General features: G+C 58.9%; 9 protein-coding genes and 1 tRNA gene. 5 read left to right on the top strand and 5 right to left on the bottom strand.

Translation table 11 applies throughout. From position 1 onward, the window contains the following. Position 1: 1 nt before the first annotated feature. A complete protein-coding gene (gene acs / locus ARCT_RS0110125) occupies positions 2-1,963 on the bottom strand; it encodes an acetate--CoA ligase (protein ID WP_027239970.1) in 1,962 nt (653 codons plus the stop codon). Positions 1,964-2,626: 663 nt separating this feature from the next. On the opposite strand from acs, the gene ARCT_RS0110130 reads away from it, so the two are divergent. From ARCT_RS0110130 to ARCT_RS27045, 5 genes are all read left to right on the top strand, one after another. Then, positions 2,627-3,643, top strand: a complete 1,017-nt coding sequence (locus ARCT_RS0110130; RefSeq protein WP_027239971.1) for a C4-dicarboxylate TRAP transporter substrate-binding protein — start codon at positions 2,627-2,629, stop codon at positions 3,641-3,643. A gap of 85 nt (positions 3,644-3,728) precedes the next feature. After that, a complete protein-coding gene (locus ARCT_RS0110135) occupies positions 3,729-4,382 on the top strand; it encodes a TRAP transporter small permease subunit (RefSeq protein ID WP_027239972.1) in 654 nt (217 codons plus the stop codon). A gap of 5 nt (positions 4,383-4,387) precedes the next feature. Continuing rightward, positions 4,388-5,791 (top strand): TRAP transporter large permease, encoded by a 1,404-nt coding sequence (locus ARCT_RS0110140; RefSeq protein WP_027239973.1) that lies wholly within the window; start codon positions 4,388-4,390, stop codon positions 5,789-5,791. A 242-nt stretch (positions 5,792-6,033) separates the two neighbouring features. Beyond that, the gene (locus ARCT_RS25790) at positions 6,034-8,415 is read left to right on the top strand and encodes a C1 family peptidase (RefSeq protein ID WP_051360653.1); all 2,382 of its coding nucleotides are present in this window, start codon (positions 6,034-6,036) and stop codon (positions 8,413-8,415) included. 36 nt (positions 8,416-8,451) lie between these two features. Further along, the gene (locus ARCT_RS27045; protein WP_084300806.1) at positions 8,452-11,691 is read left to right on the top strand and encodes a DNA/RNA non-specific endonuclease; all 3,240 of its coding nucleotides are present in this window, start codon (positions 8,452-8,454) and stop codon (positions 11,689-11,691) included. A gap of 267 nt (positions 11,692-11,958) precedes the next feature. Here ARCT_RS27045 and ARCT_RS0110165 read toward each other — a convergent pair. The 4 genes from ARCT_RS0110165 to ARCT_RS0110180 form a co-directional block, all read right to left on the bottom strand. Continuing rightward, a tRNA-Asn gene (locus ARCT_RS0110165) sits at positions 11,959-12,033 on the bottom strand. A gap of 175 nt (positions 12,034-12,208) precedes the next feature. Beyond that, positions 12,209-12,970: an ABC transporter ATP-binding protein gene (locus ARCT_RS0110170; protein WP_051360656.1), complete on the bottom strand. Its 762-nt coding sequence runs from the start codon at positions 12,968-12,970 to the stop codon at positions 12,209-12,211. Then, entirely contained in the window at positions 12,967-14,055 is a 1,089-nt protein-coding gene (locus ARCT_RS0110175) for a FecCD family ABC transporter permease (RefSeq protein ID WP_169731213.1), read from the bottom strand. The genes ARCT_RS0110170 and ARCT_RS0110175 overlap by 4 nt, the downstream gene beginning before the upstream one ends. Beyond that, the gene (locus ARCT_RS0110180) at positions 14,052-15,170 is read right to left on the bottom strand and encodes an ABC transporter substrate-binding protein (RefSeq protein WP_027239976.1); all 1,119 of its coding nucleotides are present in this window, start codon (positions 15,168-15,170) and stop codon (positions 14,052-14,054) included. Before ARCT_RS0110180 ends, ARCT_RS0110175 begins: the two co-directional genes overlap by 4 nt. Positions 15,171-15,175: the final 5 nt, after the last annotated feature.

The raw sequence follows: 15,175 nt of genomic DNA on the forward strand, positions 1-15,175 counted from the left end.
CTTACCCCTTGTTTGCCCGGTTTGCGATCAGGTCATCCACCACCGACGGATCCGCCAGTGTCGAGGTGTCGCCAAGCGCGCCAAAGTCGTTTTCGGCGATCTTGCGCAGGATGCGGCGCATGATCTTGCCGGACCGGGTCTTTGGCAGGCCCGGCGCCCATTGGATCACATCCGGGCTGGCGATGGGGCCAATCTCGGTGCGCACCCAGGTGCGCAGCTCTTTCAGCAGTTCATCCGACGGTTCGCGGTCGTTCATCAGGGTGACATAGCAATAGATGCCCTGACCCTTGATCTCATGTGGGTAGCCCACCACGGCGGCCTCGGCGACGGCGGCATGGGCGACCAGCGCGCTTTCGACCTCGGCGGTGCCCATGCGGTGACCCGAGACATTGATCACGTCATCGACGCGGCCAGTGATCCAATAGTCGCCATCGGCATCCCGGCGACAGCCGTCACCGGTGAAGTAATAGCCTTTGTAATCAGAGAAATAGGTCTTCTGGAAGCGCTCGTGATCGCCCCAGACGGTGCGCATCTGGCCAGGCCAGCTGTCCTTGATGCACAGGACACCCTCAACACCATTGCCCGAGATTTCCTCTCCGGACTGCGGATCCAGAACCACGGGCTGGATGCCAAAGAAAGGCTTCATGGCAGAGCCGGGCTTGGTGGCATGGGCGCCGGGCAGTGGCGTCATCAGATGACCGCCGGTTTCGGTCTGCCACCAGGTGTCGACAATGGGGCAACGGCCGCCGCCAACAACTTCGTTGTACCAGTTCCAGGCCTCGGGGTTGATGGGCTCCCCCACGGTGCCCAGCAGACGCAGGGAGGACAGGTCACATTTTTCAACCCATTCGTTGCCCTGACCCATCAAGGCGCGCAGTGCGGTGGGGGCGGTATAAAACTGGTTGACCTTGTGCTTTTCGCAGACCTGCCAGAAGCGGCTGGCGTCTGGGTAGGTTGGCACACCTTCAAACATCAAGGTGGTGGCGCCATTGGCCAGCGGGCCATAGACGATATAGCTGTGGCCGGTGACCCAGCCCACGTCAGCGGTACACCAGTAGATGTCTCCGTCGTGGTAATCAAAGGTGATCTCATGGGTCATCGCCGCATAGGCGAGATAACCACCGGAGGTATGAACCACACCTTTGGGCTGGCCGGTGGAGCCCGAGGTATAAAGCACAAAGAGCGGGTCTTCGGCGTTCATCTCTGCGGGTTTGCAGTAGTCGTTCGCCTCCAGTGCCATCTCGTTGTAGTCATAGTCGCGATCGGCAACCCAGGTGGTTTGGCCACCGGTGCGCTTGACCACCAGGCATTTCACCGTGTCCTTGCAGTGCAGCAGAGCGGCGTCCGCGTTGGACTTCAGCGGTGTCTTGCGACCGCCACGGGGGGCCTCGTCGGCGGTGATCACCACCTTGGCGTCAGAGCCGTTTACCCGCGCCGCCAGGGCGTCAGGGCTGAAGCCGGCAAAAACAATCGAATGGATGGCACCGATACGGGCACAGGCCAGCATCGCATAGGCGGCTTCGGGGATCATTGGCAGATAGATCACCACCCGGTCACCTTTGCGCACCCCCATGGTTTCCAGAATATTGGCCATGCGGCAGGTGCGGCGGTGCAGCTCACTATAGGTGATGTGCTGCGCGGCCTCGTTTGGATCATCGGGTTCAAAGATGATCGCGGTCTGGTCGCCACGGGTGTCCAGATGGCGGTCGATGCAGTTGGCCGAGACATTCAATGTGCCGTCGGCAAACCAGTTGATCGAGACTTCGCCAAAATTGTAGTTCACATCCTTCACCGTGGTGAAGGGTTTGATCCAGTCGATGCGCTTGCCGTGCTCTCCCCAGAAGGCCTCTGGATCGTTAAGCGAGGCGGCATACATTTCCTCATATTTGGCACTGTCCACATGGGCGCGGGCAACGGTTTCCACGGATGGCGCGTGCGTCTTACCTTCGGGCTGCGGTGACATGCTGTTCTCCTCCCAGATATCTAGTCGGTTCGACACCACAACTGCTAGGCGTGAGTGTCAAACCGTTTCCTTCCCTGCCGGTGATCATAGGGCGAGAAGAAAATAAGTGAATAAGATACGGGGAAATAACGATTTGCTTGTAAATGAATTTCCTTTCCAAGTCCAAATCTGAAAATTTGGCACCAAGTCACAAATGAATTCCCTTGTGATTATGGGGGTTATGAGTCAACGATTTGCAGGTGGATTTTTTGTAAAGCATTGAAAATGCCAGGCCCCAATGGGGGTAAAGGGCGTTTCCAATCTGTTTTGACCTGCGGCATTTTGTGCAGCAGGCGCCGGATCAGGCAAAAAACCAGGCTGTTTTGCGCAATTTTATTGCGCCGAGGTGGGTGGCCGAGGTGAGTGTCGAGGTGTGCGATTATGTGCGGCAACCGAACATGGCCCGGCCCTGATCAGCTCTGGGTCCACTCAGTTTCCGCCAGAGCTGCAAACTCTTTGTTTCGGGGGATCTGTGGGCTTGGCAGCTGTGTGTCTTGTCGTTAGCTTACCCGCCAAGCGCCTGCCAAAAAGGTTGCCCCACTGGGCGATTGGGCCACTGTCTGCAGGGCCTTGGGCTACTGGGTCACTGTGCAAGGATTGGCGCAACTAAGGGAGAAGAACACAATGAAGACGATTTTGACTGCCGCTGTGACGGTTGCCGCTGGTTTTGCGCTTGTTGGCGAGGCCGCCGCGACGGAATGGAATGTATCGGTTTGGGGCAAGCGTCGCGCCTTTACCGAGCATGTAGAGAAACTGGCCGAGCTGGTCAGCGCCAAGACCAATGGCGAATTCACCCTGAACATCAGCTATGGTGGCCTGTCCAAGAACAAAGAGAACCTTGACGGGATTTCGATTGGCGCTTTTGAAATGGCGCAGTTTTGTGCCGGCTACCACCGTGACAAAAACCCTTCGATCACCGTGCTGGAACTGCCCTTCCTGGGGGTGAATACCCTGGAAGAAGAGGTTGCCGTCAGCCATGCGGTCTATGCCCATGAAGCGGCACAAAAGGATCTGGCGCGCTGGAACGCCAAGCTGCTGATGACCAGCCCCATGCCACAGTACAATATTGTTGGCACCGGCGAGCCCCGCGATACGGTTGCCGATTTCAAAGACATGCGCGTGCGTGCCACCGGCGGTATCGGCAAAGCTTTTGCGGCGGTTGGCGCGGTTCCGACCTCGGTCACCGCGACCGAAGCCTATAACGCGATGGAATCCGGTGTTGTAGACACCGTCGCCTTTGCCCAGCACGCTCACCTGGCCTTTGGCACCATCAACCGCGCTGAGTGGTGGACGGCCAACCTGAACCCAGGCACCGTGAACTGCCCTGTTGTGGTCAACACGGATGCCTATGACGCGCTGTCTGACGCAGAGCGCACAGCCCTGGACAGCTCGGTTGATGAGGCGATTGATCACTACCTGGCCAACTATGGTGCGCTGCTCGAAAAATGGGACGCGGTGCTGGAAGAAAAGGGCGTGACCAAGGTCATGCTGCCCGAGGCAGAACTGGCCGCCTTCCGCGCCATTGCAGCCGATCCGATCCGTGAACAGTGGATCAAGGACATGGAAGCCCAGGGCATTCCTGGCCAGGAGCTGTATGATCTGGTGGTCAAAACACTGGCAGACACCCGCGCAGGTAACTAAGACCCGCTGCGACGGATCGGGGCTGAGAGGAACCTCTCGGCCCCGTTTTCTATTTCTTGGAACCCTCTAACGAAAGGTGGGCCCCATGGCGGGAAACGCCGCGGTGCTGGAAGACGGCAGCCTGATCAGTCGTCTTGACCGTAAATTACTAAAGCTGGAGCAGGTGCTTGCGCTGGTCAGCGGCTTGGCAGTCTTTTCTCTTATGCTCTTGGCCGTTGTCTCGGTTGGGGGGCGCAACGCGATGAATGCGCCGCTGCCGGGCTATGTGGATTGGATCGAGCAGGCCATGCCGCTTATTGCTTTTATGGGGATCGCCTATGTGCAGCGTGACGGTGGCCATATCCGGATGGATATTGTTATCGGGGCGCTGCGGGGGCGGGCGCTCTGGCTGTTTGAACTGGTCTCGGTCTTGCTCATCCTGGTGCTGATGCTGGCCCTTGTCTGGGGCAGCTGGTCGCATTTCTCCCGCTCGTTTGATTTTGCAGCTCCGTTGTGGAGCCGGGACAGTTCCATCGACATCGGCCTGCCAATCTGGCCGGCCAAGCTCTTGGCGCCGGTGGCCTTTTCGGTCCTGTGCCTGCGGCTGCTGTTGCAGGCCTGGGGATATGGACGGGCCATGGTGCTGGGGCTGGACACCCCGGCTGCGGTTCCCTTGATCCAGGACGCGGCCGAACAGGCTGCGGCTGAGGCAGAAGCATTAAGCGGACATGACAATGACGCCATCGGCGGGCAGGGGTAACGGGCATGGAACCTATTGAAATTGGCCTCTGGGTCACGTGTTTTTTGCTGGTGCTGGTTGTTGTTGGCATGCGGGTGGCCTTTGCCGCTGGTCTGGCCGGGCTTGTTGGTCTGATCTGGATTTTCTGGGCCAAATTTGGCTACAGCCCCGACAAATTCGGCAAGGCGGTGACTGTTTCGGTCAAAATTGCCGGCCAGGTGCCCCATTCCAAGGTCTCCAGCCAGGCGCTGAGCCTGATCCCGACCTTTATCCTGATTGGTTATCTGGCCTATTACGCTGGCCTGACCCGCGCCCTGTTTGAAGCCGCCAAGCGCTGGATTGCCTGGCTGCCGGGTGGGCTTGCGGTCTCGACCGTTTTTGCCACCGCAGGCTTTGCGGCGGTGTCGGGTGCATCTGTCGCGACCTCGGCCGTGTTTGCCCGTATCGCCATCCCCGAGATGCTGGCGATTGGCTACAACAAGCGCTTTGCTGCCGGGGTGGTTGCCGCTGCCGGTACGCTGGCCTCGCTGATCCCGCCTTCGGCCATTCTGGTGATCTATGCCATTATCGTGGAGCAGGACGTGGGCAAGCTGCTGCTGGCGGGCTTTATTCCCGGCGCCTTTAGCGCCGTGATCTATGTGTTGCTGATTGTTGGCATCGCGATGGTGTTCAAAAACGTCGGCCCCCCGGTCAAGGGCTTTACCTGGCGCCAGCGCTTTGAAGCGCTGCCCGGGGCGCTGCCGATTGTCTTTGTCGTCGTGATCATCATCTGCTTTGTCTACAACCCCTTTGGCGGTGATGCATGGGGCACCCCGACCGAGGGCGGCGCGCTGGGGGCCTTTGTGGTCTTTTGCATGGCGCTGTGGCGCGGCATGCGCTGGGGCGAGTTAAAATCGGCCCTGCTGGAAACCGCCAAGCTCACGGTGATGATCTTTACCATCATCTGGGGCGTGTTGATCTACGTGCGCTTCCTTGGTTTTGCTGATTTGCCGGGTGCCTTTTCGGACTGGATCACCAGCCTTGAGATGTCGCCGATGGTCATTTTGGTCTGTATCCTGCTGGCCTATGCGGTGCTGGGCATGTTCATGGATGCCATTGGCATGCTCTTGCTGACCCTGCCGGTGGTCTATCCTGCGGTGATGGCATTGAACGGCGGCGAAAGCGTTGCGGCCGCTGACAGTGCCTTTGGCATGTCGGGGCCGATGTGTGCGATCTGGTTTGGCATTCTGGTCGTGAAAATGGCCGAGTTCTGCCTGATCACCCCGCCAATCGGCCTCAACTGCTTTGTGGTGGCCGGGGTGCGCGACGATCTGAGCGTACAGGATGTGTTCCGTGGGGTGATGCCCTTCTTTATCGCCGATGGTGTAACCATCGCGCTCTTGGTGGCCTTCCCCTCGATCGTGCTCTATCTGCCCAGCCTGGCGCAGTAGCGATCGTTTCGCCCATAAGGGCACTCAGGCGTACTCTAGATAGGGGCGGAAAGACGCAGGTCTTCCGCCCCTTTTCTTTGTCGCGCGGCCGGCTGGGGAGGGAGGTCTCCCGCGCCCCTGCGGGTCTGAAAGCCTGGCCGCAAGTGCAAAAACGGAAAGCGGGTTGAAGGAATCACCCAAAGGTTGAACAATTGGTGCAGTTGCGTTGCTTAAAGAATTTGAGCAAGGAGACCAGTTGCATCATGTTATTGGATGCCCGACCAGATCGAATTGATTTTAGAGACCGAGAGTTCCGCTCGCAGCTTGTTTCGCTGCCAGCCCAATACCCCTCCGACCAGCAAATTGGCTTGTTTCTGGAACAGTACCAGAAATCGGGCATGGTGCTTGATCAGGGGGTAGACGGGGCCTGCACCGGATATGGGCTGGCGGCGGTGGTGAACTATCTGTCCTGGTACCGCAAGGCGCTGGAATTCTGGCAGGCGGAACAGATCAGAGACCCTGTTGACCTGCCGCCCTCGCCTGAAAAGGTGAGCGAATGGATGCTGTATAGCGCCGCCCGGCTGTATGACGAATGGGAGGGCGAGGACTATTCCGGGTCCAGCTGCCGCGGCGCGATGAAGGGCTGGCACAAGCATGGGGTTTGCAAGCAGCTGTACTGGCCCCGATCCGGCCCCGCCGATGAGGTCTGGGCGCAGGATGCCGCGCGGCGTCCCTTGGGGGCCTATTACCGGGTCAATGTGCAGTCAATTGCCGATCTGCAGGCGGCAATCTACGAGGTCGGCGCCGTCTATTGTTCGGCGCGGGTGCATGAGGGTTGGTTTTTTGACGAGCTCGATACAGCGCCGGCGCTGACCCGGTTTCAGCTGACAGGGGGAAATGTTCCGGATCATCTCGCGGTGCCGATCATTCCGCTCAAGCCGCAGTCGCGCGGAGGCCATGCCTTTGCGGTTGTTGGCTATACCTCGCGCGGTTTTATCGTGCAGAACTCCTGGGGGCCGGGCTGGGGCAAGACCTGGGGGCGCGGGGCAAGTAGTCTGCCTGATGCCGCTGGGGGCTTTGCGCTGATCACCTATGAGGACTGGGTGTTGAACGGCCACGACGCCTGGGTTGCCGCCCTTGCGGCCCCCATGCTGGTGGAAGAAAAGGTGACCGTCCTGAAAACCCCCAGCGAGCTGAGCCTGCTGGAACAGGTGGCCCAGGGCCGTGCCGAAAGCCATCTGCGGGCCAGTGCGCAGCCGGGGGCCGCCCGGCGCTGGCCCATCGCCAAGGCCCAGCAGCACTGCATCAGCATGGGCAATGACGGCAAACTGACCAATGGGCGCATTGATGCCAGCAGCGCCAGAGAAGGGCTGCGCAAATCAATAAAGGATTTGCTGAACAGCTACCCGGGCCGCGACCTCATGATCTTTGCGCATGGCGGGCTCAACACCAAAGAGGATGCCCTGCGCCGGGCGCAGGTGCTGGGGCCATGGTTCGAAGACAACAAGATTCTGCCGATCTTTGTGCTGTGGCGCACCGGCTTTGGCGAGACGCTGGCAAATATCGGCGCGGATTTTCTCAACAGCATTTTCCCCAGCCTTGAACAGCAGCGCTCAGGCGTTGAAGAGCTTGTGCACAGGCTGTCCAAACAGGTGGAAAAGCGGGTGGATCGGGGCTTTGAAGCCCTGGCCGAAAAGGTCATGGGCAAGGCCGTCTGGTCGCAGATGAAACAAAATGCGCAGGCGGCCAACCAACATTCTGCAACGCGCAACCTGACAGGCGGCATGCGTGAGCTTGCGGATTTCCTCAAATCCTATCAGGCCAGCGCCGATAGGCCGCTGCGGCTGCACCTGTTGGGGCATTCAGCCGGTGCAATCCTGCTGGGGCATTTTGCCCGCGATCTGGCGCGATTTAGCGATATTGCTTCGCTTGGGCTGCTGGCCCCGGCCTGCACATTGAAATTTGCCAATGCACATTTTGCGCCGCTGGTCGCGGCCGGGCGGCTTGCGAGTGACAAGCTGTATATCGTCAACCTGAGCCGCAAAAATGAGCGCGCAGACCGGGTTGGCCCCTATAATAAGTCGCTGCTGTATCTTGTCAGCCGCGCCTTTGAAATGCCCCGCAAAACGCCACTTCTGGGGCTTGATGACAGCTGGATCCTGGATTGTGAGGCGCCGGGGGGACGCAGGCCTTCGCCGCAGGTGTCCGGCGCCTTTGGCGATGAGAATGACCCGCTGCATCAGGCCATGGTGCTGGCAAAACTTGCTCCTTACTACGCGCTAACCGGCCAGAAGGCGCTGCCAGATTTTGGCGCAATGGCCAGTCTCCAGATCCTGCAAAAGGCCAATACGCTCAGCGATCTTGACCCGCTGCGGCAGGCCACAGAGGCTTTGACGCTGGATCTGCTGACCAAGCAGGACGGTATCCACGATGTTCTGCAATGGCGGAGTTTCACCGCGAAACATAATATCCCCTACCTGCTGCACGGCGCCGCCAACGCAAGGGTGCGCCGTACCGAAGGCGCCAGCGCCTACCAGCCAATTTCCCACGGCAGTATTGATAACGATGTTGAGGTGATGGACTGGGCGATTTCAAAAATGATCGGCACGCCCATCCGCCCTGCGACCGACCTGACAGAGAGTTGAGATCAAGCTTATTTTAGCCCCCATAAGGAGACCGTGATGACGACACCTAGAGCACAGTTGGAACGCCTCAGGGCGATGCTTTCAAAGGATGATTTGGTGCAGATGCGGGATGATCCGGCTGGGTTTGCGACTGTTCCTGCCGATGCAGATATTGCCGCGCCCCCGGTGGAAGCCCTGCGCATGGGGGCGGCGGCAGGGCAGGGCCCGGCGGATGATATGGATCTTGTGGTCGCGGTGATGCAGAAATTTGAGGCCGGCGAGGAGGTGACGCAAGAAGAGGTCATGCGCACTGAGGCCATTATCCTGCCGCGTCAGCGGCCTGCGGTTCTGGTGCGGCAGGATTCATTTGAGACGGTGCATCCGGAGTGGCTGCATCTGAATGACACAGAGCACGACGCGCGCGGCCATATCTTGGCAAGCCTGCCTTCTGTCGGCCGTATCAACGTGCCCAGCGACTGGTCGGTGCCCTATGCCGGAACCGGCTTTGTGGTCGGGAAAAATCTGTTGATGACCAATCGCCACGTGGCAGAGATTTTTGCAAATGGTCTGGGCCAACGCAATATTGCGCTCAAGCCCGGGGCCACGGTGAATATGGATTTCAAGGCCGAGCACGGTTCTTTCAAGCGCAGCCGGATCCAGATCATTGGCGTTCGGATGATTCATCCGTTCTGGGATATGGCCCTGCTTGAAGTCGACGAGCTGAAACAGGCGGGTGTTTTAAGCCTGTCTCAAACCCCGCCGGCAGAGTTGTTGGGGAAACAAATTGCGGTATTGGGATATCCGGCGTTTGACTCGCGCAATGACACAGCGGTGCAACACAGGCTGTTCAAGCGCATTTATAACGTCAAACGAATGCAGCCGGGGTTTTATACCGGACAAAACACCGTGCGCAGTTTTGACAACACTGTGCAGGCCTCCAGCCATGATGCCTCGACGCTTGGGGGCAATTCAGGCAGCGTTGTGGTGAACTTGGAGACCGGCCATGTGGTTGGGCTGCATTTTGGCGGCATCTATGGGCGCAACAACTACGCTGTGCCCGCATCGGAACTGGCCCGTGACCCCTATGTGATCAAGGCGGGCGTCGAATTTGCACCTGCCGCCCCAACACCGCGCCGCAATCCCTGGCAGCAGCAATGGGCTGCGGCAGATGGCTCAGAGGCGCCACAGTCTGCACTGGCGCAGTCAAATACTCAGGGCGATACCTCTCTCGACACACCGGCCAGTGCGGACCCCCGGAATGGGGTTTCCACCACCACCATGGTTCAGGTTGCTGCGGGCAGCGGAGCCAATGGGGCAGAGCTGTCGATCAATGTACCCATCAAGCTCACTCTGGGCTTTGATCTGGAGGCGGGGGGGGCGGGTACTGGCAGCAGCATCGCAGCCGCCGGGCCAATCACCGAACGCAGGGTCGAGCCGCGTCACGACGGCGATTACAGCGCGCGCGGCGGCTATGATCGCGCCTTCCTGGGGCTGCCTGTGCCGATGCCGATTGCGACCAACCCAGAGGATCTGTCGCGGCAGGAAGATGGAGAGACAGAGCTGCGGTACAATAATTTCTCCATTGTCATGAATGCAAAGCGCCGCCTTGCCCAGATCGTGGCAAGCAATCTGGACGCCAGTGACGCGGCCAAGGAACCAGAGCCCGGCTTTACCTATAGCCGCCATGAGCTGAACGGGTTTACCAGCAAGAACGACCGCGAAAAGTGGTTTCTCGACCCGCGGATCCCCGCGCGGGATCAACTGCCGGACAGGTTTTACAACCAGGATCGCACGGCCTTTGACAAGGGGCATCTGGTGCGGCGCGAGTCGGTTGCCTTTGGCTCCACTTTTGACGAGGTGCAGCTGGCCAATGGCGATAGTTTTCATGCGACCAATTGCTCGCCGCAGGTGAAAGGGTTCAACCGGTCAAACCTGGGGGGGCTTTGGGGAAAGCTGGAAAACGATGTGCTGGAAAGCGCCAAAACCAGCCGCTGCGTGGTGTTTTGTGGGCCGGTTTTTGCCTCCAGTGACAGGGCGTTTCACGGCCGCGATCTTGCGGGCGACACGGTGGTGCAGATCCCTGCACGATACTGGAAAATGATTGTCTGCCGTGACGGTGATGCGCTTAAAACCCATGCCTATCTGCTGCAGCAAGATCTGGGGGAGGTCAATTTTGAATTTGCCAAGGCAGGAGAGTGGCGGCAGCAGGAAATTGATCCGGCTGCGTTGGAACAGCTGCTGGGCAATGTGACCTTCCCGCATCTTCTGGCCGGCGGCGAAAAAATGAGCGCAGAGGAATGGCGCGACCTTGTTGCGGACCCGTTGACCAGCGAGGAGGAAATTCAGGAGGTTTCCCTGATCCTGCCCGGCGCCGGCGCCTTTGATTTTTGCATCGCGCCCAACCCGGATTTTGTCTATCTGCCACCGGGCAGCGCTGAAACGGAAAACGCCATGGCGGTGGCAAATGACCTGGCGCGCAGCCGCAGGGCAGCCTCCTTTGATATGCGCACCCGGTTGGGGAACAAGGACCCGGTGCTGGTGTCGGAAATGGACAGCTGGGGGCAGTTTCCTGTGTTGATCCGAGAAATTGTCGACCACCTGAACAAAGACTACCGGGTATGGTCCGTTGGGGCTGCAGGCGATACGGCCCGCAACATGGTGCAGGGACCAAAGGAGCCCGGTAAAACCGAATATATGCTGGCGCTAAATGAAAAGCGTAAGGATGTGAAAGGCTTTGTGTTTTCCGCTGCGGGCAATGATATCATCGGTGCAGATCCCGACACGGGCAGGCCGGTCCTGACCGATCTTCTGCTGCCGTTCAACGGCGATCCAACAGATGTGTTGGGCCATATCAACCAGGCCTTGCTGGCGGAAAAGCTGGCTTTCCTGCAAGAGATATATACCAAGGTTATCAGCGATATTCGCGCCGATCCTGATTTTTCCCAGCTGCCGATCTTTATTCACGGCTACGACTATCCCTTTCCCTATCCCTGGGTGAATGACCACCGCAATCCGGTCTACGCAGCCAAGGATAAATGGCTTGGTCGGCCCTTCTCAGAGCGGGACATACAGGACAAGACCCTGCGACGTGAGATTTTGAAGGAGCTGATAAATCGGCTCTATACCATGCTGTCAGGATTTTCAGGTGATCCAAAACAGTCGCGGGTCTGGCTGGTGGATTGCCGCAATGCAATGCCCAATCTTGCCGATTGGAAAGACGAAATTCACGGCACGTCAAACGGATTTCGCAGGGTTGCCAATAGGTTCAAGGCGGCTCTGAAAGAGGCTGGGATCTAGCGGGCAGGATGACAAAGGGGAGCATCGCATTTGCTTTTGCAAGTCCGGTGTTTCCTGAGCGCGTGTTTTTCACCAAGTGTTTTCTGATTGTTTGCGTCTCTCAGAATTTTGTTGGCGGGGACATGACCAAAACAGAAGTGATCGCTTGAAAATGTCACCCGTCTGCCTGTCTTGAAACGGCGGGGCAAAGCTGGTGATCCGTTGGGCGTTTGTCTGGTTCACGATAACCAAAAAAGCCCTCAACCTGTTGAGGTCAAGGGCTTTTTATGGCTCCGGCGGTAGGGATCGAACCTACGACCAATTGATTAACAGTCAACTGCTCTACCGCTGAGCTACGCCGGAATATGGGGTCCGTATAGCTTTGGTGTTTTTGCGCGTCCAGAAGAAAAATGGGTTGAACCGGAATTTTTTTCCCCTCCTACCAGCTGTCATGTGAAGCGAGTTTGACAGGCAGGCTTTGGCAGTTCTCTTGGAGATAAGGGGGGCAAGGGGGCATTGGCTCAGATACCCCCCATATTCATTCCACCGCACGAATGGGCTGCACCTGGGGGTGGTTTTGGGCGTCCAGGGTAATCTTGGCCTCGATGCCATACATGGTGCGCAGGTTCTGTGCGGTCAGAACCTCCACAGCCGGACCAGAGGCGGTTTTTTTCCCGCCGCTGAGCCCGACAATGCGGTCGGCATATTGGGCTGCGAGGTTTAGATCATGCATGGCCAAGCCGATAATGGTGCCGTTTTGGCGCGCCACCTTCCGCAACCGGTCAAGCACCAGCAGTTGATGGCGCAGATCCAGCGCGGCGGTTGGTTCATCCAGCAGCAGAACGCGAGGCTGGCGAAACAGGGCCTGGGTCAAAAACACCAGCTGGCGTTGCCCGCCGCTGATTTCGTCCAGTTGCCGGGCCTGCAGTGCCGCAAGTCCAAAGGTGTCGAGCGCGGCCATGGCTTGCTCGGCAAGGCCTGCTGGCAGGCGCAGACCAAGGCTGCCCAGACGCCCCAGGAGCACAACTTCCAGCACGGTCAGCGACGACTGCGCACTGGTGTCCTGCGGCATATAGGCGATCTGGCGGCGCTGCTCTTCTGGCGAGAGCACGCCTCCGGACACAGAGATCACCCCCTGCATCGGACTGAGCCCGGCAAGGGCGCGCAGCAGGGTTGATTTGCCCGCGCCGTTGCATCCGATCAAGGCAGTGATTTGCCCTTGAGGCCAAAGATCATCAAAGCCGCAGATTACCGGCGTGTTGCCGTAGGCCACGTTCAGGTTTTTGATATGGAAACTCACCAATGTCTCCTTTGTCCACGCAGGATGAGAAGGAACAGGAAGGGCACGCCAATCAGGGCGGTGACGATGCCAATTGGGATCACGCCACCGGGAGAGACCAGTTTGGACAGGACAGAGGCGCCGGTCATGACAATTGCACCAACCATCGCCGCCATAGGCAGCAATACACGCTGATCCTCACCCACCAGCATCCGTGCGATATGTGGTGCGACAAGGCCAACAAAACCAATGGTGCCAACAAAGGCGACCGCTGCCGCCGTCAGAAAGGCAACCATCGCAAAGAGCTTGATGCGCAGTGCATGCACATTGACGCCAATGGCTGCCGCCCGCGCATCACCAAGGCGCAGGGCGGTCAATTGCCAGAGGTTGGGCAGGACGGCGATGGTGCTGACAGCAAAGACAATGGCCACGATTGGCACGTTGTTCCAACTGGCCTTGAGAAGCGAGCCAAACAGCCAGAACACTATGGCCTGAAGCACTTCGGGAGCGGCAAGATATTGTACAAGCGATTGTGCAGATTGGAACATGAACAGGGTGGCGATCCCTGCCAGCACCATGACCTCGGGACGCATGCCGCGCATTTTTGAGAAGGAAAACACCAGGGCTGCGGCCAGAACGCACATGACAAAGGCTGACAGGGGCACGGTCAGCCATGGCAGCAAAGGCAGGCTAACGCCGGTCAGAATTGCCAGCGCCGCGCCAAACCCGGCTGCTGCCGAAAATCCCAGCGTATAGGGGCTGGCGAGCGGATTGCCGAGGATCGTTTGCATATGCACGCCCGCAGTGCCCAGAGACATGCCCACCAGAATGGCCATCAGGGTCATCGGCAGGCGGATGTCCTGAACAATCACCCGTGTTGTGGGATCCGCCGTGGCCGGGGTGAACAGCCCGGTCAGAACTTCGGTCAGCCCCAACATCGCGGGGCCGGTCAGAATGTCTGCGATGATCAGCGCAGCCAGAACGGCAGCGCCCCCAACAAGCCGGGTCAGGCGTCGCAGGATCAATGTGCGGTAAGCCGTTGAAATTGCAGTGTCAGGGGCGGCATAAACCGCCCCTTTCTGCTGTGCGGGGGATGCGGGTATCACTCGTCGCTACCTGGCAATTGAGTCATATAGGTGCCTTTGAATTCTACCGGCATATAGGTGGCAAAGAACCGGTCAAGCGAGGCCTGCGGGTCCAGATCCGCGAACTGTTCCGGGTACATCGCCTTGGCGAGGAACTGCAGGAAGGCATAGTCATAAAGCGTGCGATTGCCGCCATGATAGATGCCAAAGACCTGGCCGTTCTTTACCGCGTCCAACCCCTGCCAACCGGGGCGATCCATATAGGCCTGCATGCGCTCATGGGTCAGCTTGGGGTCCACGCCTGGCCCCATGATGACAGCCTCATCACGTCCGGCCCAGCCGGACCCGGCCAGCAGGATTGCCTGTGGGTTTTGAGCCAGCACATATTCGGGGCTCAGCTTGCCCCAGTTGCTGATCTGGCCATTGGCAATATTGGTGGCGCGCAGCTGGTCGATCACGGACCCCCATTGTGTCCCCGAGTAGGAGTTGTCGATCGTGTCTTTGCCTTTGCGGGCCAGTTCCACGTAGACCTTGGGATGGATGTCGTCGGGCAGTTGCGCGAGGCGGGCTTCGATCTCGCCTACGGCGGCGGCATATTCACTGGCCAGCGCATGGGCGCGGTCTTCGGTGCCCATGATCTTGCCCAGAATTTTGGTGGACTGGACATGTTTTTCCACGGTCTGCGCGTTGTAGTCCAACACAACGATTGGAATACCTGCGGCTTCCATGCGGTTGGCGACGTCTCCGAGGCTACGATACTGCCAGGCGGCCAGAACGGCCAGGTCAGGCTGTGCCGCTATTGCCGCTTCCAGCGAGAAGGAACCGGAATCGACTTCCCCGACGTCTGTGAGCTCTTCCAGACGCGGGATCGCGGCGGCATAGGTCTGCCATTGCAGATTGCGCCAACCTTCCCAGGTGTCTTTGGAAATCGCAACAACCCGGTCATAGGATTCGGCGCCGGCGATGGCCATGAAGTCTTCAAAGTAGAAGCCCAGCAGGATGCGCTGTGGATCTTCCGGCACCTCGACGGTGCGGCCCATGGTATCGGTTACGGTGATCGTGTCAGCCCAGGCGGGCATGGCGAAAGAGGCTGCAAAAGCAGCTGCGGCAACGCCGCTTGCAAGTGTTTTGAACATTGATT

This window comes from Pseudophaeobacter arcticus DSM 23566 (assembly GCF_000473205.1).
Taxonomy (GTDB): Bacteria; Pseudomonadota; Alphaproteobacteria; order Rhodobacterales; family Rhodobacteraceae; genus Pseudophaeobacter; species Pseudophaeobacter arcticus.